Raw genomic sequence first — 25,661 nt, 5'->3', positions numbered from 1 at the left:
CGCCCGTTCCACCACCGTCCTGCGCCTATGCCGCCGGGACGGTGGTGGAGGCGTTTCCTGCCCTCCGGCGGTAAAGCGCCGTGGTCCGCTCCGTCACCACCGCCGAAACCACCGCCCCGAGCGCACTCGTGACAAGGCCAGCGAGTTCTTGTACGTGGTTGAGCTGGCTGTAGGTGAGAATCGCGATCGACGCGGCCACTCCCGCCCCGGTAAACGCGAAACGCATGGCCGGGCGGGAAATCTTGCCCAGCGCATAGTCGGCGATCGTCAGCGTGAACGGCAGCGACGCCAGATCGCGGCCGTTCTCACGGATCGTCAAGACGCCAGTGTGCTCTCCACCGCGCGCTGTCTCATCCGGCCGCGCCCAGAACGCGGTGTCGATGCCAGACTCGGTAACCGTCCACTTTGCTGGCTGCGAGAACTGAACGTCGGGCGACGATAGGGCGATCTCCACCTCGGCACCGAGGCGCAACTGACCTTGCGTCGACGCTTGAGCCGCCGGGGTCTCCGAGAAGATCTGCGCCAGCCGCTGTGACGCGGCCTCCAAACCCTCGGGAGCGTGGATCTGCACAAGGAACGTCGCCGACCGTCCTTTCGCGACCCGCCGCGGATAGCTGACACTCATGGTGAACGCCATCGGATTCCCCTGCACCGACGGCCGCCCCGGCACGGGCCGTCCAGCCGCCGTCTTCCGCGCCCGCGCGACGCCCCCAGCGCCTCCCACGCTGCCACCGCTGCCACCGCTGCGCGAGCCTGGCACGCCCGAACGTCCCGCTCCTGCCGGCCCACCACTCGCGCCAGCCCCAACACCCGCACCCGGCATGGCGTCTGTGGTCGGTGCGCCTGGCGCGTTTCGGGCCGGCGGCGGTGCCGGTTGTGCGAACGCGTCCTGCGTCTCTTCCAGCGCCGGAGCCGTTTCCTCAAGCACCGGCCACGTTTCCCTAGGCTCCGGCGTCGCGTCATCAAGTGCAGGCGATGTTTCCTCAAGCGCCGGCGGTTGATTGAAGGCTGGCGCGGCCTCCCGTGGCTCCGGTGACGATTCGTCGAGCGCGGGTGACGTCTCGTCGAGGGCTGGTGACGTGGACGGGGGTGAGCCGAATCTGCCGTCAGCGGGAACTGGCCGCGCCTCGTAGGAGGGCAACGCGGGCTCGGCCGACGTCGGCTCTGTCGGCTCGGACTCCAACGGCCGCGGATCAAACGGCGGTGGGGCGGGCGCCCAATGCGCGGGTGGCGCAGTCACGGGCGCTGGTGGGAACGGAATGGGTGGGAAGAGTCCGCGCACGGTGGCTGCCAGTTCCTGGGCCGAGGCAGCCGAGACTGGCCGCTCGAGCAACTCGCTCGCCACGGCGGAGAAGGCCAGCACGTCCTCGGATGGTGAGCCGGAGAACGCGAAGCCGGTCAGCACCACCACGCCGTCAGCGCGAAGGACCAGGTGATCGAGCGATATGCCGCCGTGGCCGAGACCCTGATCGTGCAACAGTTGCAGTCCCTCGGCGACCTGTGCCAGCAGCGCGGAAAGAGCCGATGGCGGCAAGGACGAGCCGGAAAGAGCTGTGCCCGCAACAGTTTCCGTGACCACGAAACCGTCGCCGCAGTCCACCACCGGGATCACCGCATGACCGCGTAACGCCTCAAGGTTTGCCCCCGAGGGTAAGAGCGTGACGAAGACGGACCGCCCTAACACAGGGTCCCAGCCCTGCCACGAATTGTCAGATAGCTGTTCACGGAGCTCATAACGCCCGCCGATGACCCGATCCACCACAGCATCCTCGTGCATGAGCGTCCACTATGGAAGGCCGCACTCCAGGCCGGCCAGCACGGCTATTGTCGGCGGAATGCGGGTGGTGGTAACCGGTGCGTCGGGGCGACTTGGCCGCATCGTGATGCGCAAACTAGCCGAGCGCGGCGACGATGTCGTGGGCTTGGATCTGGAGCCTGGCCCACGGGTGGTCCAGGCTGACCTAGGCGACGCGGGAGCTGTGTTCAGTGTGCTCGCCGGTGCCGGCGCGGTCGTCCACCTTGGCGCGATCCCGGCGCCGGGGTCGTTGCCTGACGCGATCGTGTACGCCAAGAACGTCACCGGCACGTTCCACGTCTTCGACGCGGCGGCCAAGCTCGGCATCCGCCGGGTGGTCTCGGCGTCCAGTCTGTCGGCGTATGGCTATCCGTTTCAGCGAGTCTGGTCAGAACCCGACTACTTTCCGCTAACCGAGGCGCACCCGCTGCGGCCACAGGACCCTTACGGACTGTCCAAGCAGGCCGGTGAGCAGATCGCCGAAGCCTTCGCGCGAGCCGGTGATGGGTCGGCCGTGTCGCTGCGGTTCTCCCATCTCGTCAGCGAGGAGACCGTGCCCCGCTGGCGGCAACTGATGGCCGATCGTCCCCGCACAGCGGCGGCAAGCCTGTGGTCCCACGTCTACGACGATGATGTCGCTGACGCTTGCCTGCGTTGCCTCGACGTCGAGGTTGACGGGCACTTGGCACTGCTGCTGACCGCCGCGGTGACGATGGCGCCGCAGCCGACGAATGACTTGCTCGACGAATTCTTCCCGCACGTGCCACGCACGCCCGGAGACGATCCGCACTGGTCGTTAGTGGACTGTTCGCTGGCGCGGGAGACGATTGGCTGGGAGCCACGATGACGATCACGATCCGGCGGGTCCGGCCCATTCTCACCATGCCTGACGGGTTCAACCGGCTCGTCGTGGTGAAAGTGGAGACTTCGGAACCAGAGCTCTACGGCGTTGGTTGCGCGACCTTCACCCAGCGGCCAACCGCTGTGCGCACAGCTATCACGGACTATCTCGAGCCGTTCCTCGTCGGCAAGCCGGTGAACGCGATCGAGGATCTGTGGCAAACCATGTATGTCAACGCCTACTGGCGTACCGGCCCGATCATGAACAACGCCATCTCGGGCGTGGACCAAGCGCTGTGGGACATCCTTGGCAAGCGCGCGGGACTGCCGCTCTACGAACTGCTGGGCGGACGTTGCCGCGGTGGGGCAACGATTTACCGGCACGCCGAAGGACGCGATCCGGCCGAGGTCGCCGATGCTGTGCGAGGCTTTCAAGAGCAGGGCGTGCGGCACGTGCGCTGTCAGCAAAACGGTTACGGTGGAACGACTTTCGACGCGCAGGCCTACGGCCGGTCCGTGCCGCGGCTGTTCGATTATCTGCGTGAGGAGTTAGGCCCTGAGGTCGAACTGATTCACGATGTGCACGAAAGACTTTCTCCCGCCGACGCGGTCACCCTGGCGTCCCGGTTAAGTGAGCACAGGCTGTTCTATCTGGAGGATCCGCTGCCCCCGGAGCACCTGGCATGGCTCCCCCGGCTGCGCCAGCATTCGACGGTGCCGATCGCGCTCGGTGAGCTGTTCACGAATCCGCAGGAGTGGCTGCCGCTGCTGGAACGGCGTGAGATCGACTTCATCCGGGTGCATGTGAGTGCGATTGGTGGCCTGACACCGGCCCGCAAGCTCGCGGCCGTGTCAGAAGCGTTCGGCGTGCGGACCGCCTGGCACGGGCCCCGCGACACGTCCCCGGTCGGTCACGCGGCGCAGCTGCATCTGGACGTTACCGCGCACAATTTCGGCATCCAGGAATGGCCCGGCTTTCCGTCCACTGTGGAGGAGGTGTTCCCGGGCTGCCCGCGAGCCGAGGACGGTTTCCTTTACCCGTCAAGTCTTCCCGGTATCGGCATCGACATTGATGAGGAGGCGGCCGCCAAGTTCCCCATCAGTGAAGGACCCGATCACTGGACGCTGGTCCGTCTTCCCGACGGCACGCCCATCCGGCCTTAACTGTCAGCCAATGCCGACAGGCTGGTTGACAGTGTCTGGGTTGGACAGTGTGGCCAGCATCAGGTGCGCGACATCGGCGCGGGTGTTGTGGCGAGCGTTGGGCACGTTCGCCCCAATCACACTGCGGTAGCGCCCCGTTAGCGGACCGTCCTTCAATTGTGGCGGCCACACCACCGTCCACTGAGCACCCGAAGCGGCGATCTCCTTTTCCATCACCGCCAGATCGGCGTAGACACCGCGCAGCAGAGTGGAAATGAACGGGCGCAAGATATAGCGGCCCGCGAAGTTCTCCCCCGCTGGCGTTGGCCCGACGGGCCACGCGCTCACGGCGACGAACCGCCGCACGCCGGCTAGCTTCATCGCGGTCAGGATCCCGCGCGTCGCGCTCGAAGCGACGGTGATGTCCTTGCGGCCACGGGGTCCTACGCCGGACAAGACCGCGTCTGCTCCTTCAAGTGCTGGAACGAGAAGCTCCGGGTCGCTCAGCCCGGGAACCGTGACCACGGTCAGGTTCGCATCCGTGATGTCCAGACGATTGCGGACGACGGCAGTGACCTTGTGGCCGCTCGCCAACGCCTGCCGCACGATCTCTTTGCCGATTCCGCCGGTCGCGCCAAAGACTGTCAGCCTCATGCTGCTCACCTCAGTTGGTAGAGTGTATTCCGACTTCAGGACTATACGGAAAGAATATAATATGAGTTCCGTACCATCAAGGGCGAAGCTTAACGGTGTGATCAGAGACTCGCTCCGCGAGCTTGGGCTGCAGTTGGCTCTGCTGAACTTCCAGGTCAGCAACAGGCTCAAGCTCAACCCGGGCGACCTCAACTGCCTCGACATCATCGGGCGGCACGGCCCCCTGAGCCCGAGTACGCTCACGCGCCTGTCGGGCATGCACCCGGCGACGATGACCGGCGTGCTCGACCGGCTGGAAAAGGCTGGCTGGATCAACCGCGAACGCGATCCCAACGACCGCCGTGCGGTTCTGGTCAGCGCCGTCAAGGGCCGCGGCGCGGAGGTGCTCAAGCTCTACAGTGGAATGAACACCTCTGTCGCGGCTATCAGCGCCAGCTATAGCGAGGCGGAGCTTGCGGTGCTGGCAGACTTTCTCCAGCGTTGCAAAGACGCCGCCGAGGAAGCCATTGACGAGCTGCCTGACTAATCCTTACGCCACAAGGAGATCCCGGCCCAGACGAGCCACCCGGACCAGAGCAAATAGCCGGCGAAGTTCAGTAGCCCAGCGATCTCGACTCCCGCTGACTCCAGGACGCCGGCCAGGACGCTAACGGCGGCAACGACTCCGAGTGCTCTATGCCAATCGCGCAGCATCGCCGCGACCGGGATGAGACAGGCCGCCGCGGCGGTCAGCACCAAGAACCACGCGATGATCGCGGGACGATCTGCATTGAACCGCGCCAGGATCTCCGCCGTCGGCGCTCTCAATATCTGCGGGTACGCGAAGAGTTCGCCCAGGGCCAGGAAAGCCGCATTGCTCGCCACCGCCGCGCCCACCATCAGTGTTCCCGTTAACCGTTTCACGACACACCCCATTTCTGTACACCGTACAGTAACTGTACGCCGTACAATTTGCAAACGTGATGGCGAGAACGCGGTCCTATACGCAAGAGCAGGTGCTCGAAATCGCGCTCAGGCTGGCCGACGCCGGCGGCGCTGAAGCGCTGACGATCCGGGGCGTCGCGACCGAGCTGGGGTCGGCACCCAATGCGGTGTACACCTACTTCCCCACACGCGAGGCGCTGCGAGCGGCCGTCGTCGATCACGTGCTCGGCGAGGTCGACCTGGACCTGTCCCGGCACAAGGACTGGCGAACGGCGTTACGGCACTTGGCGACCGGCCTGCATCAGGTGCTTGCCGCTCACCCAGGCGTCGTGCCACTGTTCGTCGCTGGGCCCATGTTCGGAACCAACGCGCTGGCCTCCGGCGAGGCCGTGCTGGCTGTGCTTCGCGATGCGGGGTTCACCGCCGACGACGCGGCGAAGGTGCTCTACACGTTGCTGGTCTACACGATCGGGTTCGCCGCCATGGACGCTGCCGAGTTACCGGGCGGACCGCCACCACCGCAGCGCCAGCGGGTTAAGGAGCGCCAGGCCGCTTTCCACGGAGTACCAGCTGAGGATTTTCCTTTGACCCGAAGCGCCGCTGGCACCATGGCGCGTTACATCACCACGGCGCAATTCCACTACGGCCTCGACGCCCTCATCGCCGGCCTTGACCCGAAGCTGAGGTAGCCATGCGCACTATTGTCATGTTGTTCACGCGCGACTTGAGGGTGCACGACAATCCCGCGCTGGCCGCTGCCTCGGCTCACGCCGAGCAAGTCGTGCCGTTGTTCGTGCTCGATCCCGCTATCGCGGCACCGTCGAACCGGCAGCGATTTCTGCTAGAGGCGCTTGACGACCTGCGAAAGTCGTTGCGGGACAGGGGAAGCGATCTGCTGATTCGCCACGGCGACCCTGTGGCTGAAACTGTCAAAGTCGCGCAAGAGTTTGGGGCGACAGGGATCGCGATGACCGAGGACTACAGCGCATATGCCCGGCGACGTCAGGAACGCTTGCGGCTGGAGTGCGACCAGCATCGGCTGGCCCTGCGCACGTTTCCTGGCGTGACGATCGTGCCGCCGGGCGAAGTCCGGCCGTCGACTGGCGGCGACCACTACAAGATTTTCACGCCCTACCATCGCGCCTGGCAGGGACGGCGCTGGCGTGAGCTGGCGCAAACGCCCGAACGGCTCGCCTCGCCGAAGCTGCCCCGCAGTCAGCTCAAACTACTGAAACCGAGTCCGCATTGGACCGGTGGCGAAACCGAAGCATTACGCCGCCTGGCTGACTGGCGCCCCAAGGCGGACAGCTACGCCGACGGTCACGACGACCTGGCGGGTGACCGGACGTCACGGCTGAGTCCCTACCTCCACTTTGGATGCCTGTCGCCGCTGATGCTCGCGACCAGTGGCATGCCCGATGCGTTCGTGCGTCAGTTGTGCTGGCGGGACTTCTACCATCAGGCGCTAGCGGCTTTCCCGGCGATGGCCACGAAGCCGTTCCGGCCGGGAGCGCTCGACGTGTGGCCGGGCGATGACAGCGCACTTGAGGCCTGGAAAGCCGGCGAGACGGGAGTGCCCATTGTGGACGCTGGGATGCGTCAGCTCGCCGGGGAAGGCTGGATGCACAACCGGGCCCGGCTCATCACCGCCTCGTACCTGACGAAGACTCTGGGCGTGGACTGGCGGGCAGGTGCCGCTTGGTTCGCGGAGCTTCTCGTGGACGCCGACGTGGCCAACAACTTTGGCAACTGGCAGTGGGTCGCCGGAACCGGAACGGACACCAAGCCTTATCGCAAGTTCAGCCCGGCCCGCCAGGCTCAACGTTTCGACCCTGCTGGGGCGTATGTGCATCAATGGGCACCAGATTCAGGGGTTGACTTGCCCCAAATGCCAGGCTTATTCTGAACTCGGAGCCCGACACGATCTCATTGAGAGAACGAGCCGGGCTTCAAGCATGTTCAGCTAGTTACGGAAGCGTCCACTTCTGGTTGGCGCCGCCACCACAGGTCCACAGTTGCAGTGGCGTCCCGTTGGCGGAGCTGACACCCGTGGCATCAAGACACTTGTTGGCTTGCGGGTTCACGAGATCGCGCGCCGCGGTGTAGGTCCAGCGTTGCGCCCCGGTGCCATTGCAGTCCCATAGCTGGACTCTGGCGCCGTTCGCCGTTGAACCACCACTGACGTCGAGACATTTGCCCAGGGCACGAATGGTGCCATCGGTGCCGACCGTCCAGCGCTGAGCGTTGGTGCCGTTGCAATCCCAGAGCTGAACCTGCGTGCCGTTAGCCGGGTTAGCGCCAGCGACGTCAACACACTTGCCGCCAAAGCCGGTGATCTGGCCGGTCGCTCCCCCGCCACCACTTTGATAGGAGTAGACCCGCACATAGTCGATCGTCAGGGTCTGCGGGAAAACGGTGCTGGCGTTGGGACTTCCGGGCCAGTTGCCGCCGACGGCCACGTTCATAATCATGAAGAACGGGTGGTCGAAGACCCACTGGTTGCCGCCAATGTCGGCGGGCGTCTTGCGCGAGTACTGGATGCCGTCGATGTACCAGGTGATGGCGTTAGGCTCCCAGTCCACGGTGAAGGTGTGGAAGGCGTCAGCCAACGCTTGCCCGCCTGGCAGCATATAGCCTCCGCCGACCCCGGCACCGCCGGAGTAACCCGGGCCATGCAACGTCCCGTGCACAGTGGACGGTTCGAAGCCGACGTTTTCCATGATGTCGATCTCGCCGCTCTGGGGCCAGCCAACACTGCCGATGTTGTTGCCCAGCATCCAGAACGCGGGCCACAGCCCTTGCCCACGCGGGATCTTCATCCGCGCCTCAAAGCGTCCGTATGCCTGGGTGAAGGTCGCTGCCGTGAGCAGACGGGCGGACGTGTACTGACAAGAGCCATACCAGCAGCCATAACCGGCCGGGTTCTCCCGCCGGGCTGTGATCACGAGATTACCGGCGCCGTCGTGCGCCGCGTTCTGCGTTCTGTTGGTGTAGTACTGCAATTCGTTGTTGCCCCAGCCGCCACCGCCGATGTCGTAACGCCAGCGGGCGGAATTGGGTGCCGTGCCAGCGGCCGCGTTGAACTCATCTGACCACGTGAGTGGCCCGATAGCGGCTTGTGCGGCCGGCGCCGCGGGCACGATGAGCGCGGTCGCGGCGACGAGGAGGACCGCCGCGAGTTTGGGACGGTGAGCCATTAAGAGCCTCCGATCGGGATATCGATTGGGAGAGCGCTCTCTTGCGGTTTTAGGAAGTATTGCTTACTAATGTAGATCGGTCAATGGTTCCGGTTGCGCCGCTGTGGGTAATACGCGCGGCATGACCGCGACCGGAATTCTCAGCGCCATCCTGATTGGAACCATCATCGGCACCCTCGGCCGCCTGGTCCTGCCCGGGCGCCAGAACATCGGTGTCATCTCCACCATCGCCGTGGGCATCGGCGCCGCCCTGGCAGGCACATGGATCGCCCGTGTCATGGGAGTCGAGAACAACTGGCCCGCCAGCTGGGACTGGAACTGGGCCGGCTGGCACTTCGCCTGGAGCTGGGCCGAACTCGGCGTCCAGGTGCTGGTCGCCGTGATCGGCATCGCCATCGCGACCGCCCTAACCAGAACGTCCATTGCCGACGGAGACGACCGCCCCCGCCGCCGCGTCCGCACCAAAAGCTAACCACTCCCAGCAACACCGCCGGCGGCCCCGCCACGCCTCTCCCCGTGGCCCGGCCGCCGCCTTTCGCCGCCGCACCGCGCCTTCTCCTCGCACCGCGCCTTCTGCTTGCCGCACCGCGCCTTCTGCTTGCCGCACCGCGCCTTCTCGTGATCCACATCCGCTGGGACGTGATCAAACCGCCTGTTGATCACGTCTGAGTGGATGTGGATCTGCGTTGTGGATGTCGATCACGACCAGGTCGATCAACGGCGAGCACCACGAACGGGCAACGGGCAACGGGCAACGGGCAACGGGCAACGGGCAACGGGCAACGGGCAACGGGCAACGGGCAACGGGCAACGGGCAACGGGCAACGAGTCAGCAGGACGCTAGTAGCACGGATTGTCGGTGGTCTGGTCCGGCCCACGAAGGAAGCGGCCATCCCGAGCGGTCACTTCAACATGCCAGGCGAGTGTCGCCGGCGAGGAAGAGCCGTTCGCCGAGACCGTCACGACAGCGTTCTTCTGGTTGACCGTCATAGCAGCGGTAGCTGGCCATTTCAGCGAGGCGGTATCCAGCACGACGTTGGCGGAAACGTTGACGACAAAGGCGATCTGGCCCGACGCGTTGCAGGTCGCTGAGCCTGTAGCGGTGAAAACGAGTGGTGGCGGGGCGGCCGGTTTCGAGGACGTTTTCGTGACCACAGGGGACGGTGAGAACGATGGCTCGCTGGACGGCGAAGGCGACGGTGACGGAGATGGAGAAGCGGATGGCATAGGCGATCCGCTGCGCGGAGTCATCGGTGGCTGCGCGGCTGGTTCGTCCATTTTGGACAGCATCACCGCCGTCGCACCGCCGCCCAGGAACAAGACGATCGCGGCGGCCGCCGCGGCCAGTGCCACGGACGGTTTCTTCGACGGCTGGCTCTGCACCGGGAAACCGGTGTCGCGGTGCCACTTCGGCTCGGCGGCCGGGGTGGCCGACTTGAGTTCGAGTTCCGGCACGATCGCGAACGGCATCGCTGCGTACCCAGAAAGAAGAACAGCTGGATTGAGACGGGTCTTGCGTGCCTCGCCGCAGCTTTCGCACCCCTCGGCGTGGCGGTTGATTCTCTTGCGCAGCAAGGGAGTTAACTCGCCATCCCAGTCTTTCAGGATCTCGGCCAGACCCGGGCAAGCGTCACGGTTGCCGCGCGCGAGCATGAGTGCTTCCAGCGAGATCAGCAGCTGCTCGCGTGCTTTGGAAAGCTGTGCGTGGGCGTGATTGAGCGGGACGTCCATGACAGCGGCGATCTCGGGCGCGGACATGTTGTGGCGGATCGCCAGCTCGGCGATTTCCCGTGCCCCATCGGACAGTCCGCTCTTGGCGGCGTGAACCACCGAGGCGATCTCTTCGGAGTGCACGGCCGACGCCAGGTCCAGGGTGTCCTGAACCGGCTCGGGAGCTGTCTCAAGCGGCTCATGCCGGGCGCGTTGCTTGAGCTGGCGCAGGGCTTCGTGCCGGGCGATCGCGTAGAGCCAGGGGCGCAACCGGTCAGGGTCACGCAGCTGCCCAATGTTGCGACTGGCCAGCAGGAACGTGTCCTGCACAGCGTCGGCCGCGGCGTCGCCGTCACCTATGAGCGAACGCGAATACGACAACAGAGGTCCCGCGTAGCGCCGGTAGGCCCCGTCGAGACCCCGGGGGTCGTTGGCCGCGATCGCGACTGCTAGCTCCCGGTCATCCACGGCGGCCACTATAAAGGGCGTGGGGTGACCGGGAAACCCCCAGCCACCCCTTCTGTCAGTTACCAGCGCTGTCAGTTACCAGCCAACCGCGACGAGCAGCCACTGCGGGTTGCCGCGCGAAATGAACGATGACTGATCGGCATAGTCGTCGTAAGGGAAGCCGTACGACAGTTTGTTGATGGAGTGGTCGTGCCAGAACTTCGAGTAGTAGTTAGCCGGGGCAGCCTGGTAGTACAGGCTTGGCGTCGACCACTGCGACTGTGGCAGGTGAGCCACGTGCCGGTTGAGCGCCGAGCACAACGGCGGTGCTTCCGAAAGCGAACCCGCGCAACCGAAGATGTCTGACGTCGAAGCGCTGCTGCCCACCGACTGGGCATAGGCGGTGAAGTAGCCCGTGTTCACACCACCAGCCCGGAACGACGGGTGATTGCCGGGAGACACGATGCGGTAAGGATTGTCGGCCAGCACGTCGAATTGAGCTGGCACCTCGTTGACGAACTTCTGATACGTGACAGACCTGTCCTCAGCGAAGGTCGCCTGGTCTTCTCCTACTTGCGCGTCATAGCCGTCGTGAGCACGCAGCCGCATCGCGAGCTTGAGCCCAAACGCGTCCACGCGCGTCGTGTTGCCGTGGAAGGCGTCCGGCCCGACGGTGAACTCGATGAAGTCGAAGTACTGGCTCGTGGGCGAGCCGAGGTAGAAGTACATCCGGCCGGCCGTGTTCGCGGGCATGTCGAAATACGGCTGCTCCGCGATCGAGCGCACGACACCGTTGTAGCTCCAGTAGACCTGGCTATCGGGGTACCGGCCGTTGGTGCGGTTGAGAATCTTGACCATCACCACGTTTTGCGCAGGTGGGATCGTGGATGTGTCACCCCAGAAACCGCCGGGCGGATCGCTGGGCGTCGGCGATGGCGTCGGGCTGCTCGTGGGACTCGTACCCGTGCGGACCACGAATTCGAATAGCGAATAGCCATAAGGCGTGCCCCGGACCGTGCCGTTCATCCGCACGAACCGTCCACTGCCCGTGACATTGAGAGTCTGCGTTCCGCCAGCTCCCGTCGTCGTTGAGTGGATCGTCGTCCACGGGCCGGTCGCCGAAGCACCCGTCTGGATCTGGAACGACCTCGCGAACGCGGCCTCCCACGTAAGCACCACCTGGCAGATCTGCTGTGCGGTGCCGAGGTCGACCTGAATCCATTGTGGATCGCCAAACGCACTCGACCACCTAGTCGCCGTGCTGCCGTCGAACGCGGCCGATGCGGGGAACGTCGCGTTCTCGACCGAGGACGCTGACGCGGGCCGGTTCAGCGCGGCGTTGTCGGTGCAGGTGCCGCCACCGCTTGTCTCACCGTAGACCTGGAACTCGAAGAGCGAGTAGCCGTAGGGCGTGCCGCGGACCGTGCCGTTCATCCGCACGAATCGTCCACTGCCACTGACCGTGAGAGTTTGCGTTCCGCCAGCGCCTGTCGTCGTTGAATAGATCGTCGTCCAGGGACCGGTCGCTGAAGCGCCAGTTTGGATCTGGAACGACCGGGCGAACGCGGCCTCCCAGGTCAGCACGACTTGGCTCAAGGTCGCCGTGGTTCCCAGGTCCACTTGAATCCACTGTGGATCGCCGAAAGCGCTGGACCATCTGGTTGACGTGCTGCCATCGAAGGCGGCCGACGCTGGGAACGCGGCGTTTTCGGCCGATGACGCGGTGGCTGGTTTTCCTTGCGACAACAGCACCGGTGCGGCTGCCGCCCGGACGGCGAGAAACGTGATGGTGCTCGTGAGCAGGGACAGGGCCACGGCTAGTACCGTGACCCTGCGAGCAGGACGGAGTACTCGCATCTCATCTCCCAAAAGGAATGCCGAGATTGCTTATCCTGGAGAGCGCTCTCTCGGCATCCTCTCAGTGAGATGCGACTGTCGCAAATAGAATCTTGAGCCGGTCACTAGACGCTGATGCGCCCAGCGCCCGCGCCCGCCGTCACACTCCCCTTAACCGCGGTCGCACTTTCCAGCGTGTACGCGTACGGAATGCCAGCGACACTGCCACCGCTTTCAGGCGTGCCTGAACCGGTGAAGTAGTTGTTGCGCTGCACCACCGCACCGTCAGCCGAGCTGGCGTAACCAACCAAGGTCGGCTCTTCCACGCCTTCGAAGTAGTTGCCTTCAACGAGCACGCCGGCGCCCATGGTAGAGGCGACGCCGTATTCGTTGTCGCGGTAGTAGTTGTTGTACACGTGCACCGGGTTGCCGAACCGGACCCGCGGATGCCGCGTGCCGGAACCGTCAAACCAGTTGTGGTGATAGGTCACGCGCAGCTTGCCCTGGTCTTCACTCGCGTTGTCGTCGCTGTGACCGAGCAACATGGACTTGTCGTGACCGTAAATCCGGTTCCACGAAATCGTGACGTAATCGGAAGCGCGCTTAACGTCGACCGCCCCGTCGTAACCGTTGGTGAAACTGTTGTGGTCGACCCAGACGCGCGTCGAATACTGCACGTTGATGGCGTCGTCATCCCAGTCGCGGAAGGAAATGTTGCGGATGATGACGTTGCTGGCGTTGGAAACATTGAGCCCACAGCCAGCGATCGTCGCGCCGGAGTTGCCAAGGATCGTCTTGTTCGACCCGACCGAAATCATGCCGGAGCACGAGATCGTGCCTGAGATCCGCACGACTCGTGCGGTTGTGCCAGACACGGCACTCGACAGCGCACTCGCGCTCGTAACCGTTGTCGGCGAAGCACTTCCGCCGCCGGTCGTGCCGCCGCCTTGCGTCGCCCAGCCGACGAGGCCGGTCGGGTTACCCCCACCACCACCGCCCACTTCCACGAGCTGCCACTGCTGGTTCCAGCCACCGAGATCGGCGTACTGCGCGATGCGCCCACCGTCGGCAGTGGACCATTCCCACACGTCCAATGCCTTGCCACTGTGGCGATTGAGGAACTTGACGTATCCGCTGTCGGTGTCACGGACCGCGAAGTGCTGCCGTGTCGTGCCATTGTCGGCGTTCTGCACGAGCTGCGTTCCGTCCTGCGCGTTTGGCAGCTCCAGGACCTTCCCGCTGTGCCGTGACTTCAGTTTGTAATAGCCGCTTCCGGCATCCACGAACTGCCACTGCTGCTGGTTTCCGTTGTTACGTGCCCACTGCACGATCGGGGCACCGTCAGCCGTGCTGAGATTGTACAGGTCGACGACTTTCCCGCTGTGCCGCGAAACTATGACGTACCAAGCACTTGGGTTGATCGTGACCGCTTGGGCTGGTGCCGAAAGGGCCATTATTGCCCCGCCGGACACGAAGGCTAGAAACGCTAACGCTGCCACACGCCATCGCCGCATGGTGACCTCCAAAGGAGACGGCTCGCGCACGAGAGCCCCGGGCGAAGCCCTGGTGGCGAGCACAAAGGGAGCGATATTACGGAAAGCGCTTTCCTACTCCGCGACGCTAGCGGCATCCGTTAACTGATGTCAATGAATGCAAACAAACCTGCAACTTCGCCTATGTCATGGTCGAAATGCCTCAGCGAACGCCTGGTACACCGGCGTTCCGCTCAGGTGATCGTAGATCGCGAAGATGACGTGGTCGAACCGGTCCACCTCTTTGAGCGCTTCCCGGAACGCTTCGGCGACGACCGCAGGATCGTTGCGGAACACGCCACAGCCCCACGCTCCAAGCACGACAGTGCGGTGGCCGTGTGCCGCAGCGACTTCGAGCACCCTGATCGCCCTGCGGTGCAATACTTCCGGCACGCTATCGGCGAAGTCCGGCTGATTGCGCAGGATCGCGCCCAGATTCGGCGCCGCCGACGTGAGGAAGCTAGTGACATAAGGCTCTTCGAGCAGAGCACCCTTGTCGTTGCGGAACACAGAAACGTTCTGTGAATAGATGACCCGGTCGCTGTAACGCAGATCCCGCTGCGCCCGGTGAAACGCGTAGAACTCGGGAGCCTTAAGGAGCGAAAGGTAAAGCGACGACGCTCTCGCCAAGCTTTCCTCCTGCGCCTCAGCGCCGCCGAGAAAACCACCGCCCGGGTTCTTCGCCGAGGCGAAGTTGAGGCAGACCGCCCGATCACCCGCTCGTGCCGCGGCCTGCAACGTCGACTCGTGCGTCACCTCGATGCTCGGAGCCGGGTTACGTTCTCCCGCAAGGGTTACCGGTGTCCCCGGAACGTAATGCCGGGTCTCCCCCATAGGGGCGAGTTGCCGCCTGCCGAAATCCGGGTGCGTGTAGTGACCCGCCTCCGCGATTTCCACGGTCTGCCGGGCGATCTCACGCAACCGTCCACTCATGACAGACGAGCGTATCGGCGTCACAGCAATCCCGCGAGCTTATATAGCACCAGCGACCCCGCCACCGCGACGTTGAGGCTCGCCCCCGTGCCCACCATTGGGATCTCCACCACCGCGTCCAGCAGGTCAAGCGCTTCCGGCGGGATCCCGGTCGCCTCGTGCCCCAGCACCATGACCGTCCGCTGCCGGGCGGGTGCCAGATCCGCCAGGCGAATGGACTCGTCGGCCAATTCAACCCCAATGATTCTGGTACTCCGTGAGCGCTCCTCACCCAGCCACTGAACCGGATTCCGCACGCGGTGCACGCAACTACGGTGCCGCAACGTATTGCCACGGGCCAAAGCCTCGTCCACCCAGCGAAACGCCGGCACCGCCAAACAGGCTCCAACAGCATCACAGGTGCGCAGCAAGGTCCCTAGATTGGCATCATGCATCGGCCACAACGGCGCGGCGATGAGGTGACCCCAGCACGCATGCGGCCGCCGCCGGCGGGCCGCTTTCAGTTCACGAGGCGGCCTAACCCGGATCGCCGGGCTCACCGCAGAAAGGCGCCTCCGCGCGAGTAAGCAGTCATCGGAGCAGTATGGCAGGGCAGAATGGGTGTGCACAGCGAGATTCCGCCTGGCACTATCGCTGAGTGCTGCTGACCCTAATAATGGTGATCCACGGCTATGAGTGAATTCGAGCGGATATACACGTGTGTCGTGGGGTCGCGGGCCTATGGGCTCGCTGGCCCCGCGTCTGACGTCGACCTGCGGGGCGTTTTCGTCGTGCCGACGCGGCTGTTCTGGGAGCTCGACAAGCCGCCCACGCACCTTGACGGGCCGCGGGAGGAGGAGTTCTCGTGGGAGGTCGAGCGACTGTGCGAGCTGGCGCTGCAAGCCAACCCGACCGTGCTGGAGTGCCTCTGGTCACCGCTTGTTGAGCACATAACGGCAACAGGGGAGGAACTGCTTGCGGTGCGTACGGCGTTCCTGTCGCGCCGGGTCGCCCAGTCGTACGGTAACTACGCCCGCGATCAGCTCAAGAAGCTCGACAACACGTTGGGGCGCACCGGGCAGATCAAGTGGAAGCAGGCCATGCACATGGTCCGGCTACTCATGGCGGGGGTGGGCGTACTGAGTACCCACGAAGTGTTGGTTGATGTCGGTGAACACCGGGAAACGTTGCTTGCCATCAAACACGGCGAGCGTTCATGGGAGGACGTGTCAGCGCTCGCCGCCACATGGGAGCAACGGCTCGCCGAAGCGGAGTCAACGACAAGGCTGCCCGAGGAGCCAGACCGACCTACTATCAACGACTTCCTGATCAGGACCCGCCGTGACCACCTCTGACAACCTGCCACTGGCGAGCACGACAGGCTGACCGGAATCGTTTCCACGCCAGCTCTCGAAGCGGACATCTTCCGCCTACGGGCAACTCTGGAAGAGGCAGCCGCCGCTACATTCTTGCCGGACAAGGGTTCCGCTGACGAGGAGGTGCATCGCCTGATTGTTGAGGCGCGGCTGGGTAGTATTACTCAGCATGAGTTATCTCGGCGATAGCGGCGAGACGAGTGCGGTTTTGCGCACCGATCTCGAAAAACTAACGATGAACCCGCAATCTGGCACCACGGCGACCTTCGTTGCTCCCGGTTCGGTGACGAATGGCCAATACGGCTTGTACCGCTGGGACATGCCCGCCGGGGCCGGTGGTGCGGGCGCACATTTTCACCGCAGCTTCTCCGAATCGTTCTACGTCATGTCCGGCGTGATGACGTTCTTCAACGGCGACAAGTGGATTGACGTCGAAGAAGGCGGTTTCCTTTACGTGCCGCCGGGCGGCATCCACGGCTTCAGCAACAACTCCGGCGCGGACGCATCGATGCTGATTCTGTTCGCCCCCGGCATCGCCCGCGAGGCGTATTTCGAGGAGCTAGCCGACATCCGGCGTACCGGGCGAACACCCTCCGAACAGGAATGGGCGGACCTGTTCGCCCGGCACGACCAGATAAACCTCAGCTAGGCCGTGCTCCAGGCCGGCAGCGGCTCACGCGAGGCGATCCACGATTCAGGAATTCCGCTGGTACCAGTAAAGCCCGCCACGATTCCACCAACGATCGCGCACGTCGTGTCCACGTCGCCGCCGGCCTGCACGCAAGCCCGGATCGCGGCCGGATAGTCATTCAGCCAGCGCGCCGCCGCCCACAGCGTGAACGGCACTGTGTCTTGTGCGGTGACCTGAGATCCGTTGCCCAGCAAGTGCGCTGCCTCTTCAACCGGAACGTGCAGCATGCGTCGCGCGGCTCTGACATACTTCGCCACCTGTCCGTCCGGAATGGACTCAACGACAGCGTCGAGAAACGGTCCCGGTTTCGGCTTAGCAGCCGCCATCCGTCCCGCGACCGCATAGCTCGTCGCCACGGCAACCGCGATCGCGCCAGCAACGCCTTCCGGGTGCGCATGCGTCACCTTGGCCGACAAAGCCGCCTGCACGGCCGCTTTCGCTGGCTCTCCCGCGAAGTACGCGCCTACCGGCGCTACCCGCATCGCCGCACCATTGCCACACGATCCCTGACCGTCAAACGCTTGCGCCGCGGCATCTTCCCACGGCACGCCTTCGCGCACCTGACGCAGAATCATGAACGCACCGTATCCGTAGCCACGATTCGGCTCGCAACGGTCCGCAAACGCGTGGGCCAGCCGGTCAGGATCGATGCGGCCCTCTTGGCCCAGCATCCAGAACACCGAACAGGCCATCTCGGTATCGTCGGTCCACTCCCACACCGGCGGCGGGACAATTCCTTGCATGAGGTCGGAAACCTTACGCCCGACCATAAAATACTGTGCGCCAAGGGCATCACCAACAGACAATCCGGCCAAACTATCGGCCGCATAAGAAAGACGGGTCGCCCCAGTTAGGACACTTCTCATCGTGCACTGATCCTACCAAACCAAGATCTGTTGTGGGGCAAGGGTTTGGTGGTTGCTGATATCCGCAATCTGGGGCGGCCTGTTTCTGTCAGACCCGGCTCGTAGGGTTGGGTTTGTGAGGCAGCGGGGTGTTCTAGCAGGACGGGCAGTATTTGCCTTGTCCGACACCGAACTCGCCTCCGCGGCAGTCGATATCCGTGACAGCATCCGGGTCCTGCAAGCCGAACTGATCACGGTCCGCCGAACAGGCCGGGCGCAACATTCCCTACCAGCAGGGCTATGCGTCAGTTCCGGCATGGCTGAACGCCACCCACCGCGTCGGGGTCAACGCTGCGGCGTCGAAGATGGCGCGGCTGATCAAACTCCTGCCCACTGTTCCCGCTGTGGCTGAAGCCTTCGCCGCAGGAGAGCTTTCCGAGGCGCAAGCGGCCGAGATCGCACAGGCGGCCGACACCGTTCCCGCATGTGTGCGCGAAGAAGCAGCAGCCGTCCTGCTCGGCCAGGCGGCATCGTTGAAACCGGAAGAGCTGCGTATCGCAGGCCGGCGGATCCTGCGTCACGTCGACCCGGACAAGGCTGAAGAACACGAACGTAAACAGATAGAACGCGAAGACCGGCTGGCGTGGGAAGCACGCGCGTTCACCGTCAGCGCCGATGGCACCGGCCGCTACCAGCTATCCGGCTACACCACCGGCGAAGGCGCCGCCATATTGAAAGCCGCCCTCGACCCGCTGTGTAACCCGGCGCGCACCAAACCGTCGCCCTTAGACACCTGCAACACCAGTCCCACGGCCACCGGCGAGGCGGATTGCCCCTGCATCACCAATTCTGCCAACGCTATCTCCACAGCATGCCTCTGCAAGACCGGCCCAGCGGCTTGCCTACGCAATACCGGCCCAGCGGCCACCGTCGCGACGGCATGCCTGTGCAGCACCGACACCTGCGCTGCGGGTCAGGCATGCGAAAGCAGACGCGGCGAACCCGGTGAAATAGCCGACACCGTACGGGAGATGGCCGGGCAGCCGCTACCACAAGCATTCCGCGACCCACGCACACCAGCACAACGCCGCCACGACGCCCTGCTAGAACTGATAGACCTCGCGCTCAAAACAGACGACCTACCCGCCAACAGCGGAACCAAAACACAANTCGTCATCACCGCACCCTACGACGTCACCGCACAGAAAGTTCAGGACGCGACGCTGGATACCGGCGAACAACTCACCGCCNCCACCATCCGGCNCCTANCCTGCGACGCCNGGATCATCCCGTCCATCCTNGACACCAACAGCGTCCCACTCGACCTCGGCCGCGAACGCCGCCTCATCACCGGCCCACTACGCCGCGCCCTCACCCTGCGCGACAAAGGATGCGCCTTCCCCGGCTGCGACCGCCCACCCAAATGGTGCCACGCACACCACATCAACCACTGGATAGACGGCGGCACCACAAACCTGCACAACAGCGTCCTCATCTGCGGCTTCCACCACAGACTCCTACACCACAACGAATGGCACGTCACCATCACCAACAACGGCCACCCCGAATTCACCCCACCCGCATGGCCCGACCCGACACAAAGACCACAACGCAACCTTTACCATTTGCGAACATGAACGATGGCCCATACGGGTATCCCTCGAACTGGCAATTGACATTGAAATATTATTCTCTGACGATCAAAGAAAACTTTGGTCTGGTGGGAGCACACTGTGGTGCAGCGAATTCTGGTGCCCTTTTCCGGTGAGGGTTCCGGTTCTGAGGAGCTGACCTGGGGTCAGAAGAATATTTGGCGGCAAATGCTGGAAACGGGCACGCCGATGATGGTCGGCGGGACTATGCCCCTCGCCCCCGGAACCACGAAGCAAAACCTTATCCACCTGCTGTCATTCATCATGAGCCGGCACGAATCGTTGCGAACCAGGATTCAGGTGGGCGAAGACGGTGTGCCTAAGCAAGTCGTGGCAGACTCGGGCGAGATAGCGCTAGAAGTCATTGATATCGAAGAGACGGTTAACGCGGCTGACTTCGCCGAGAGTGTGCGTCAACGGTTCCTTGATGAGCCGTTTGAAGCGAACACTGACTGGCCGGTGAAAATGGCCATCATTCAGCAGAATGACACTCCCGTCCACTTTGTAGCGATGTATGCGCACATTGTCATCGACGGATACGGCTTCGAGGCGCTGACCCGCGATCTGAGCAACCTTGATCAGGAGACGGGGGCGCATCTGTCTCCCAGGCAAGGGACGCAGCCGCGGGAAATCGCCCGGCAGCAGCACTCCCCCGCAGGGCAACGAGCTGGCGAGGCCTCACTGCGCTACTGGGAACGGCACATGATGTCGATTCCGGCGGTGCGGTTCCGCGAGTTGGGTGACCAGGGCGAGCCGCGTTATATCGACGCGACATACGACTCGCGGGCGGCATTCCTTGCGCTGCAAGTGCTTGCCAACCGCGTGCAGCTGCACAGCGGGCCGATCCTTCTTGCCGCCTATGCGGTGGCCTTGACCAGGATCACGGGAGTCAACCCGAGCGTCGTGCGAACGCTTGTCAGCAACCGGTTCCGGCCAGGGTTCGCCGAGTCGGTCGGCGTGCTTATCCAGCCTGGGCTGTGTGTCATGGACGTCGCCAATTGCACGTTTGAGGAAGCGATCGTGCGAGCTTGGCGGGCGCAGGTCAGCGCTGGCAAGCATGGGTACTACGACCCTCAAGCGTTCATCGCGCTGCAGGCGCGGGTGAAGGAAGCGCGTGGCGTTGAAGTGGATTTGAACTGCTACTTCAACGATGGACGGCGCGGCATGGCGATTCAGCCGGGTGGGCCGACGCCAACCGAGCAGGAGTTGCGTGAGGCGCTGGCACTGTCCACTTTGAAGCCGGGTGCGCCTGTGCGCATCCCGGAGATGACCTCGTTCCTGACGGTCAACCTGGTGGCGGAAACCATTAATTACAGCTTGCGCGTGGACACGCACCATCTGACCGCGAGCGAGCAGGAAGACATCTTGCGTTTGATGGAAGACCTGCTGGTCAGCTCAGCTATTGATCCGCAGACGGTGACGGGTGTTGCTTAGCCAACAGCGGATAACTCGGCTGGTTCGAGCTGCGGCCGGCGCTGAGCGAGGCGCCGCCGCAGCGCGGGCCAGCCAACGGTGGCACCGAGGATCGCGATGGCGACCGCGATGACCACGACCGTGTTGGAGGCGTGTAAAAGTTTCAGGGCACTGGCGATCAGCACGACGGCGAGAGCGCGCCGCACCAAGCTGCCGGGAGCCCGCGACGACACTTGCGCACCGAGGAAGACGCCCGGGATGGAACCAAGCAGCAACGCGGTCGTCAGCTCGAACTGGAAGTCACCGAAGATCAGGTGCCCGAGGGCAGCGGCTCCGACGAGCGGCACAGCTTGTACGAGGTCGGTGCCCACGATGTCGTTCGCTCGAAGTGTCGGGTAGAGCGCGAGAAGCGCGACGATGATCAGTGAGCCGGAGCCGACGCTGGTCATGCCGACGACGACACCGCCGACCGCTCCGAGGATGACTGTCGCCAGTGGACGGACAGTCACGCGCGGGACTTCACGCTCGCTGCTTTGCCCGGGCTGCTCGCGCAGCCGGATGAACGATCGCCCCACGAGCCCGGCCACGGCGAGCAGGAGTGCGATGCCGAGGGCGATCTGGACCACGTCATGCACGCGTTCGCCGTCGCCGAGCGCTTTGGAGAGCAGCACACCGCAGAACGCTGCCGGGATGCTGCCGATGCAGAGCCACTTCACCAGGCGCCAGTCCACGCGGCCGCGGCGGATATGAACAGCCGAGCCAACCGGCTTCATGATCGCGCTGGCGACCAGGTCACTGGAGACCGCGCTTAAGGGTGGGATGCCGAAGAACAGCACGAGCACGGGCGTCATGAGGGCGCCGCCGCCCATGCCCGTCAGGCCGACGACGATCCCGACGCCAAACCCAGCGGCAACCAGCATCCAATCCACTCGGCCATTATTCCCATATAAAAGGTAGGAAATCTAGGGAGGCCCAGCATATGGGCCCGAAAAATCTTGTTCAGGCATTTCAGGAAGCTTGCAGGCGGGGTAAGGTTGCGATCCGAGATCGAAATGAATGATCGCAACGGGGGGCGCGATGTTCACAGGATCGGTAGTGATGTTGCCGGCTATGGCGCTGCTCGCAGCGTCCGGCTTGACCGGAGCGGCCAACGTCACGGCTGAGCGCGGGGATCCCACGCGGGAAGAGCTGCAATTGCTGCTTCTCACAGAGGAAGATCTGCTTGAAGCGACCGGGAAGCCCTGGATCGCCGACCGGCTGGTAACAACCGGGGTGACCGGGCCTGCGGGCACGACCGAGCCGAGCGGCTGCACCGCGCTCGACACGGCGGTCCTAGCGCAGAACACCGGCTTGACCGATTCTGGCGTGCAGCCGTTCTATACGGCCGCGGGCGACATTCTCGAACAGACCGTGGTCTATGACCCGGCTGGCAGTGAGCACATCCGTCAATTGGATGTGGCGATCGAGCAATGCCCACAGATGAGGTTCTCCGACGGCCCGGCCGTCAGCCTCAAACCGGTTGAGTTCGGGGACAGCGTTACCGGCTTCCGCGCACTCATCCAGGGCGAAAGCCGGTCAGCCGTGCTCGTGGCCGCATATAAGCAATATGTGGTCGAGCTGGTGCTCAGTGACGATGCCTATTCAGATGCCTTCTTCCAGAACCTTCTGGCTGAAGCGTTTGAGCAGATCGACCATCCCAACTGATCACTGCACCTTCAGACGCAAGGTGGCATCGCCGACGGCAGCGGCGTTCGGGTCGACGATAATCGTGTAGGTCCCGGTCGCCGGAAGTACAAAGCCATCCCTTTCGGCGATGCCACCGTCGCCACCCACGATGCAGCCACTCGTGACGATGTCGCCGTTTGGCCCAGCTAGGTCAAGCACTCCGCATTGACTCGGCAGGGACGAGATCGGCGCTTCAACGAAAACGCGCTGACCGGCTGTGCCGCTGAAGGTGAAGAACGATTCCGCGCCCGGCTGCTGAATTCTCGCGATGACGGCAGGGCCATTCGGGGTGATCGTGGCTCGCTGGTCGATCGCGTTGATCAGGCGGATAGCCGCGTCGCCCACTCTGCGGTCATGGGGATCGATCGTCACGGTGTAGGTGCCGTCGGCGGGCAAGACGAATCCGTCCAGTTCCCCTTCGCCGTTCACGACGCAGCCACTGTGGATCGCACGGCCATCCGGGCCGAGCAGGTCGAGAATCCCGCACTGACTAGTCAGCGAAGAGCGCGAGACGTTAACGTAAATCTTCTGATCTTTGCGGCCAGCGATCGTGAAACGGCCAGTCATGCCGGGCTTGTCGAGCCGCACCACGGTCGGCGCCGCTCCTGGAGTCAGAGTGCCAGTCTGGTCAGTGATCGTGATGACGGTTAGCCGTGCCATGCCGGGAGCCGTGCGGGCCTCAACCGTCACCTTGTACTTGCCCGTGACGGGAAGTTTCGTGGCGTCGATGTAGCCGCGGTGGCTGATGATGCAGCCGCTCTTGAGTTCTTTGCCATCAGGCGCTAGCAAGGACAAGACACCACAGTTGTTGGGCAGCGTCGTGCCAGGGATGTCAATGAAGACTTGCTGTCCAGCGGTGCCATCGAACTCAACGGTCGCCGTGTCACCGCGTTTGTCCAGGCGCACAGCGAATTTCGGCCCCTCGAATTCGTGGCCTCCCGTGAACTCTTGTCCTGCGCCAAGCGCTTCAGCGAAGTCGGCTTGCCCGGTCAGGGCCACGTCCACGATGCAGCCGATCAGCAGCACCGGGTCGGTGACACCATGGCGGCGGCAGATCGCCTCGGCCATCGCCCGGTTGGGCAGGTTGTCGACCACGATCTCAGCGTCGGGGAAGTTCTTGTCCGTAAAGGTTTCTGTCGAGGTTCCTGGGGCGTAAGTGAACAGTGACGACTGCTGGGTGATCCGCCAGCTGTCGGCGAACGCGGGATATAACGCTTTGAAATCAGGAACGGCGATGGGGGTACCACCGTGAGCCTTGATGTCATTGGCGGAGTTGCCGTCGAAATCCCCTAGCAGCCCTTCAAGTTTGCCCACCTGATCGGCATCTGGCTGCAGTGTCACGTGCAAGCCCCACCGGCCGATCGGGCGCACGAAGGCTTTGGGTCCGTCGCGCCACTCGATTTCGGCGCGGTCACGGTCAATCTTGACGCTGCCGCCGTTGACACCGCTGTTGCGCCAAGGCTTTAGCTCGCCGCCGATCAGCAGTTCCGGGCCGTGCTCAGTTTGCCTGATCTCAACTCTTTCCTGGCCCACTTTCATGGCCACAGAAGTGTTTACCGCGACTTGCCGTGAACGGGAGACGGGTTGCTGGCGCACCTGCACTTCGTACCCGCTGGTGGTTTGCCTGGAAAGAACGAACTCTCCGGCGGCTTGGAAGTCATAGCGCTTGCCGTCGAACGTCAGCAGGTGCGGATCGCCGTTAGAGTCACCACAACTAGGACCTTGGCACGAGCCGGGTGGCTGCGGCGGTTTGCAGTCGTCGGGCAGCGGCACGTCCCCATAGTGATCGCGCAGCGGCAGGCCGAGGATGCGGCGCAATCCGTTCTGCGCGTGGGTCGCCTCCACTTCGGACCGTTCCAGCGTGCGGCCTTCGCCGTCGGAAGTGGCGCATTCGTCGCGGCTGTACGTGTGCTGATTGTGCTGCCACGCGTGATAGAGCTCGTGATAGAGCGTCGTGCACGGGTCGGCGGCTCCGCCACCGCCGTGGTAGGTGTGCGGGGTGTCGGGATCCCAGAAGATGAAGATGCGCTCGGGGCTTAGCGCGGTGGTGTGGTCGTCGCCCGGGTGATCCGGCCGGTGGATGGTGATGGTGACCCCGGCGGCGTCAAGGGCTGGCAGGATTCCGGACGGGTCGTTTCCGGGCTGCCGCAGGGTGCTCATGCAATTGTCGAAGGCACCCTGCAAGGTAGTGTCCGTGTTCGTGATGGTGGCGTGCGCTGGTTCGCCCGGTGCGCTAATGCCCAGCGCCACAGCCAAAATCAGCGCGACGGCTCCCGCGACGGGACCACGGCGCTTGCGGCGCAGCAGCCAGAACAAGGCGAGCAAGATAAGCAGCACGATGACGGCCCCGCCCGCGTAGAACATCCACTGTGGCGAACCGGTGGCGTCACTTCCGCCCGCTGTCGCGCGCACGGTGGCCGGCGGGCACACGGGCACTTTCCCGTCACCCGTGACAGGAACGGAATAAACAACTTCAAGCGACAGCGGCTTTCCCTTTTCCAGGGGGAAGATCGCGGCGTTCGTGCCAGCCGAGGGCGACCAGGTCACCATCTCTAGCAGCGTGCCGTCTTTCGTGACCGCCAGGGGGACCTCCGCCGACTGACCTGGCTCAAGTGTCCGAAGTCGTTGGGTCAGAAGCAATTCCAGGCTCTCGGCGAACGAGACCTCGGTGGGCTGTGCCGCGATGACCTTGCCGTCCTGCTCCACTTTGGTGAAGGCGACCGTGCCAAGCGCTGACCCGCCAACGATCTGGCACGCCTTACCGGTGTTGTTGGTGAGGAGCACTGCGGGGCCTGCACTCAGTACCTTTATGTCCAATCCGGACTCTTCGGCATGAGCTGTAGAAGTCGCACCAAGCGACATCAACAGCAGTAACCCTGGCACGATCAAGCGGCGGAAAAGCATGGCTGCACCGTAGGTCGAGCGCTCTTGCAATGGTCTGTATTGTCAGCTACCTGTCTGGCACGACC

At 63.9% G+C, this 25,661-nt stretch carries 24 protein-coding genes; 12 read left to right on the top strand and 12 right to left on the bottom strand.

All coding sequences use genetic code 11. The annotated features are described in order from the left end of the window. Positions 1 to 25 precede the first annotated feature (25 nt). Complete coding sequence (locus A3E1_RS0100945; protein ID WP_026207958.1) at positions 26 to 1,777, bottom strand: protein kinase family protein; 1,752 nt, start codon at positions 1,775 to 1,777, stop codon at positions 26 to 28. Positions 1,778 to 1,835: 58 nt separating this feature from the next. Here A3E1_RS0100945 and A3E1_RS38250 point away from each other — a divergent pair, with 58 nt between their 5' ends. Further along, a complete protein-coding gene (locus A3E1_RS38250; RefSeq protein WP_020518867.1) occupies positions 1,836 to 2,642 on the top strand; it encodes an NAD-dependent epimerase/dehydratase family protein in 807 nt (268 codons plus the stop codon). After that, complete coding sequence (locus A3E1_RS0100935) at positions 2,639 to 3,799, top strand: enolase C-terminal domain-like protein (protein WP_020518866.1); 1,161 nt, start codon at positions 2,639 to 2,641, stop codon at positions 3,797 to 3,799. Before A3E1_RS38250 ends, A3E1_RS0100935 begins: the two co-directional genes overlap by 4 nt. 3 nt (positions 3,800 to 3,802) lie before the next feature. Here A3E1_RS0100935 and A3E1_RS0100930 read toward each other — a convergent pair whose 3' ends face one another. Further along, positions 3,803 to 4,432 (bottom strand): NAD(P)-dependent oxidoreductase, encoded by a 630-nt coding sequence (locus A3E1_RS0100930; RefSeq protein ID WP_020518865.1) that lies wholly within the window; start codon positions 4,430 to 4,432, stop codon positions 3,803 to 3,805. A 97-nt stretch (positions 4,433 to 4,529) separates the two neighbouring features. On the opposite strand from A3E1_RS0100930, the gene A3E1_RS0100925 reads away from it, so the two are divergent. Next, positions 4,530 to 4,958 carry a MarR family transcriptional regulator gene (locus A3E1_RS0100925; RefSeq protein ID WP_020518864.1) on the top strand — a complete coding sequence of 143 codons (429 nt, stop codon included), beginning with the start codon at positions 4,530 to 4,532 and terminating at the stop codon, positions 4,956 to 4,958. On the opposite strand, the gene A3E1_RS0100920 is transcribed toward A3E1_RS0100925, so the two are convergent. Continuing rightward, positions 4,955 to 5,335 carry a DUF4386 family protein gene (locus tag A3E1_RS0100920; protein ID WP_157631240.1) on the bottom strand — a complete coding sequence of 127 codons (381 nt, stop codon included), beginning with the start codon at positions 5,333 to 5,335 and terminating at the stop codon, positions 4,955 to 4,957. The two genes, A3E1_RS0100925 and A3E1_RS0100920, sit on opposite strands and share 4 nt — an antisense overlap. 59 nt (positions 5,336 to 5,394) lie before the next feature. Here A3E1_RS0100920 and A3E1_RS0100915 point away from each other — a divergent pair, with 59 nt between their 5' ends. Both A3E1_RS0100915 and A3E1_RS0100910 read left to right on the top strand, forming a co-directional pair. After that, a complete protein-coding gene (locus A3E1_RS0100915; RefSeq protein ID WP_026207955.1) occupies positions 5,395 to 6,045 on the top strand; it encodes a TetR/AcrR family transcriptional regulator in 651 nt (216 codons plus the stop codon). 2 nt (positions 6,046 to 6,047) lie between these two features. After that, entirely contained in the window at positions 6,048 to 7,262 is a 1,215-nt protein-coding gene (locus tag A3E1_RS0100910) for a cryptochrome/photolyase family protein (RefSeq protein ID WP_020518861.1), read from the top strand. A 61-nt stretch (positions 7,263 to 7,323) separates the two neighbouring features. On the opposite strand, the gene A3E1_RS0100905 is transcribed toward A3E1_RS0100910, so the two are convergent. Continuing rightward, positions 7,324 to 8,553, bottom strand: a complete 1,230-nt coding sequence (locus A3E1_RS0100905; protein ID WP_020518860.1) for a glycoside hydrolase family 16 protein — start codon at positions 8,551 to 8,553, stop codon at positions 7,324 to 7,326. A 121-nt stretch (positions 8,554 to 8,674) separates the two neighbouring features. Here A3E1_RS0100905 and A3E1_RS38245 point away from each other — a divergent pair, with 121 nt between their 5' ends. Further along, positions 8,675 to 9,025, top strand: a complete 351-nt coding sequence (locus A3E1_RS38245; RefSeq protein WP_020518859.1) for a GlsB/YeaQ/YmgE family stress response membrane protein — start codon at positions 8,675 to 8,677, stop codon at positions 9,023 to 9,025. Between the two features lie 216 nt (positions 9,026 to 9,241). Further along, positions 9,242 to 9,397 (top strand): hypothetical protein, encoded by a 156-nt coding sequence (locus A3E1_RS46815; RefSeq protein ID WP_157631238.1) that lies wholly within the window; start codon positions 9,242 to 9,244, stop codon positions 9,395 to 9,397. On the opposite strand, the gene A3E1_RS47640 is transcribed toward A3E1_RS46815, so the two are convergent. The 5 genes from A3E1_RS47640 to A3E1_RS0100870 all read right to left on the bottom strand — a co-directional run bounded on the left by A3E1_RS47640 (position 9,394) and on the right by A3E1_RS0100870 (position 15,445). Further along, on the bottom strand, positions 9,394 to 10,731 hold the full coding sequence (locus A3E1_RS47640) for an RNA polymerase sigma factor (RefSeq protein WP_169454348.1): 1,338 nt from the start codon (positions 10,729 to 10,731) through the stop codon (positions 9,394 to 9,396). The genes A3E1_RS46815 and A3E1_RS47640 overlap by 4 nt on opposite strands. Positions 10,732 to 10,806: 75 nt before the next feature. Further along, positions 10,807 to 12,567, bottom strand: a complete 1,761-nt coding sequence (locus A3E1_RS0100885) for a galactose-binding domain-containing protein (RefSeq protein WP_051104759.1) — start codon at positions 12,565 to 12,567, stop codon at positions 10,807 to 10,809. 104 nt (positions 12,568 to 12,671) lie between these two features. Further along, positions 12,672 to 14,000 carry an RICIN domain-containing protein gene (locus A3E1_RS0100880; protein ID WP_020518855.1) on the bottom strand — a complete coding sequence of 443 codons (1,329 nt, stop codon included), beginning with the start codon at positions 13,998 to 14,000 and terminating at the stop codon, positions 12,672 to 12,674. Positions 14,001 to 14,225: 225 nt separating this feature from the next. After that, positions 14,226 to 15,011 (bottom strand): TIGR02452 family protein, encoded by a 786-nt coding sequence (locus A3E1_RS0100875; protein WP_020518854.1) that lies wholly within the window; start codon positions 15,009 to 15,011, stop codon positions 14,226 to 14,228. Between the two features lie 20 nt (positions 15,012 to 15,031). Next, entirely contained in the window at positions 15,032 to 15,445 is a 414-nt protein-coding gene (locus tag A3E1_RS0100870) for a TrmH family RNA methyltransferase (RefSeq protein ID WP_020518853.1), read from the bottom strand. 237 nt (positions 15,446 to 15,682) lie between these two features. On the opposite strand from A3E1_RS0100870, the gene A3E1_RS0100865 reads away from it, so the two are divergent. Together A3E1_RS0100865 and A3E1_RS0100860 are read left to right on the top strand one after the other, a co-directional pair. Then, complete coding sequence (locus tag A3E1_RS0100865) at positions 15,683 to 16,345, top strand: nucleotidyltransferase domain-containing protein (RefSeq protein ID WP_020518852.1); 663 nt, start codon at positions 15,683 to 15,685, stop codon at positions 16,343 to 16,345. A 190-nt stretch (positions 16,346 to 16,535) separates the two neighbouring features. Then, positions 16,536 to 17,015 (top strand): cupin domain-containing protein, encoded by a 480-nt coding sequence (locus A3E1_RS0100860; RefSeq protein ID WP_020518851.1) that lies wholly within the window; start codon positions 16,536 to 16,538, stop codon positions 17,013 to 17,015. Here the strand turns inward: A3E1_RS0100860 and A3E1_RS0100855 are convergent. Continuing rightward, a complete protein-coding gene (locus tag A3E1_RS0100855; protein WP_026207952.1) occupies positions 17,012 to 17,923 on the bottom strand; it encodes an ADP-ribosylglycohydrolase family protein in 912 nt (303 codons plus the stop codon). The two genes, A3E1_RS0100860 and A3E1_RS0100855, sit on opposite strands and share 4 nt — an antisense overlap. Before the next feature lie 260 nt (positions 17,924 to 18,183). On the opposite strand from A3E1_RS0100855, the gene A3E1_RS44260 reads away from it, so the two are divergent. Next, a complete protein-coding gene (locus tag A3E1_RS44260) occupies positions 18,184 to 19,539 on the top strand; it encodes an HNH endonuclease signature motif containing protein (RefSeq protein WP_083929275.1) in 1,356 nt (451 codons plus the stop codon). A gap of 96 nt (positions 19,540 to 19,635) precedes the next feature. Next, positions 19,636 to 20,988 carry a condensation domain-containing protein gene (locus tag A3E1_RS0100840; protein ID WP_211215833.1) on the top strand — a complete coding sequence of 451 codons (1,353 nt, stop codon included), beginning with the start codon at positions 19,636 to 19,638 and terminating at the stop codon, positions 20,986 to 20,988. Here A3E1_RS0100840 and A3E1_RS0100835 read toward each other — a convergent pair. Then, a complete protein-coding gene (locus A3E1_RS0100835; RefSeq protein WP_020518847.1) occupies positions 20,985 to 21,887 on the bottom strand; it encodes a sulfite exporter TauE/SafE family protein in 903 nt (300 codons plus the stop codon). The two genes, A3E1_RS0100840 and A3E1_RS0100835, sit on opposite strands and share 4 nt — an antisense overlap. 190 nt (positions 21,888 to 22,077) lie before the next feature. Between A3E1_RS0100835 and A3E1_RS0100830 the strand changes: the two genes are divergently transcribed. Continuing rightward, on the top strand, positions 22,078 to 22,671 hold the full coding sequence (locus A3E1_RS0100830; protein WP_157631237.1) for a hypothetical protein: 594 nt from the start codon (positions 22,078 to 22,080) through the stop codon (positions 22,669 to 22,671). Here A3E1_RS0100830 and A3E1_RS0100825 read toward each other — a convergent pair whose 3' ends face one another. Continuing rightward, positions 22,672 to 25,596 carry a VWD domain-containing protein gene (locus A3E1_RS0100825; RefSeq protein WP_040390306.1) on the bottom strand — a complete coding sequence of 975 codons (2,925 nt, stop codon included), beginning with the start codon at positions 25,594 to 25,596 and terminating at the stop codon, positions 22,672 to 22,674. Between the last annotated feature and the right edge of the window lie 65 nt (positions 25,597 to 25,661).

It is taken from the genome of Catelliglobosispora koreensis DSM 44566, from assembly GCF_000379685.1.
Taxonomy (GTDB): domain Bacteria; phylum Actinomycetota; class Actinomycetes; order Mycobacteriales; family Micromonosporaceae; genus Catelliglobosispora; species Catelliglobosispora koreensis.
This window is presented reverse-complemented; position numbering and strand designations above follow the sequence as displayed.

What these genes read in the sequence shown, in the direction of transcription:
- A3E1_RS0100885 (WP_051104759.1), bottom strand. Translation starts at nt 12,567, where the DNA reads ATGCGAGTACTCCGTCCTGCTCGCAGGGTCACGGTACTAGCCGTGGCC.
- A3E1_RS0100875 (WP_020518854.1), bottom strand. Translation starts at nt 15,011, where the DNA reads ATGAGTGGACGGTTGCGTGAGATCGCCCGGCAGACCGTGGAAATCGCG.
- A3E1_RS0100855 (WP_026207952.1), bottom strand. Translation starts at nt 17,923, where the DNA reads ATGAGAAGTGTCCTAACTGGGGCGACCCGTCTTTCTTATGCGGCCGAT.
- A3E1_RS0100880 (WP_020518855.1), bottom strand. Translation starts at nt 14,000, where the DNA reads ATGGCCCTTTCGGCACCAGCCCAAGCGGTCACGATCAACCCAAGTGCT.
- A3E1_RS0100860 (WP_020518851.1), top strand. Translation starts at nt 16,536, where the DNA reads ATGAGTTATCTCGGCGATAGCGGCGAGACGAGTGCGGTTTTGCGCACC.
- A3E1_RS0100870 (WP_020518853.1), bottom strand. Translation starts at nt 15,445, where the DNA reads ATGCATGATGCCAATCTAGGGACCTTGCTGCGCACCTGTGATGCTGTT.
- A3E1_RS38250 (WP_020518867.1), top strand. Translation starts at nt 1,836, where the DNA reads ATGCGGGTGGTGGTAACCGGTGCGTCGGGGCGACTTGGCCGCATCGTG.
- A3E1_RS0100835 (WP_020518847.1), bottom strand. Translation starts at nt 21,887, where the DNA reads ATGCTGGTTGCCGCTGGGTTTGGCGTCGGGATCGTCGTCGGCCTGACG.
- A3E1_RS0100910 (WP_020518861.1), top strand. Translation starts at nt 6,048, where the DNA reads ATGCGCACTATTGTCATGTTGTTCACGCGCGACTTGAGGGTGCACGAC.
- A3E1_RS0100865 (WP_020518852.1), top strand. Translation starts at nt 15,683, where the DNA reads ATGAGTGAATTCGAGCGGATATACACGTGTGTCGTGGGGTCGCGGGCC.
- A3E1_RS0100935 (WP_020518866.1), top strand. Translation starts at nt 2,639, where the DNA reads ATGACGATCACGATCCGGCGGGTCCGGCCCATTCTCACCATGCCTGAC.
- A3E1_RS0100915 (WP_026207955.1), top strand. Translation starts at nt 5,395, where the DNA reads ATGGCGAGAACGCGGTCCTATACGCAAGAGCAGGTGCTCGAAATCGCG.
- A3E1_RS0100905 (WP_020518860.1), bottom strand. Translation starts at nt 8,553, where the DNA reads ATGGCTCACCGTCCCAAACTCGCGGCGGTCCTCCTCGTCGCCGCGACC.
- A3E1_RS0100930 (WP_020518865.1), bottom strand. Translation starts at nt 4,432, where the DNA reads ATGAGGCTGACAGTCTTTGGCGCGACCGGCGGAATCGGCAAAGAGATC.
- A3E1_RS0100825 (WP_040390306.1), bottom strand. Translation starts at nt 25,596, where the DNA reads ATGCTTTTCCGCCGCTTGATCGTGCCAGGGTTACTGCTGTTGATGTCG.
- A3E1_RS0100830 (WP_157631237.1), top strand. Translation starts at nt 22,078, where the DNA reads ATGGCGCTGCTCGCAGCGTCCGGCTTGACCGGAGCGGCCAACGTCACG.
- A3E1_RS0100945 (WP_026207958.1), bottom strand. Translation starts at nt 1,777, where the DNA reads ATGCACGAGGATGCTGTGGTGGATCGGGTCATCGGCGGGCGTTATGAG.
- A3E1_RS38245 (WP_020518859.1), top strand. Translation starts at nt 8,675, where the DNA reads ATGACCGCGACCGGAATTCTCAGCGCCATCCTGATTGGAACCATCATC.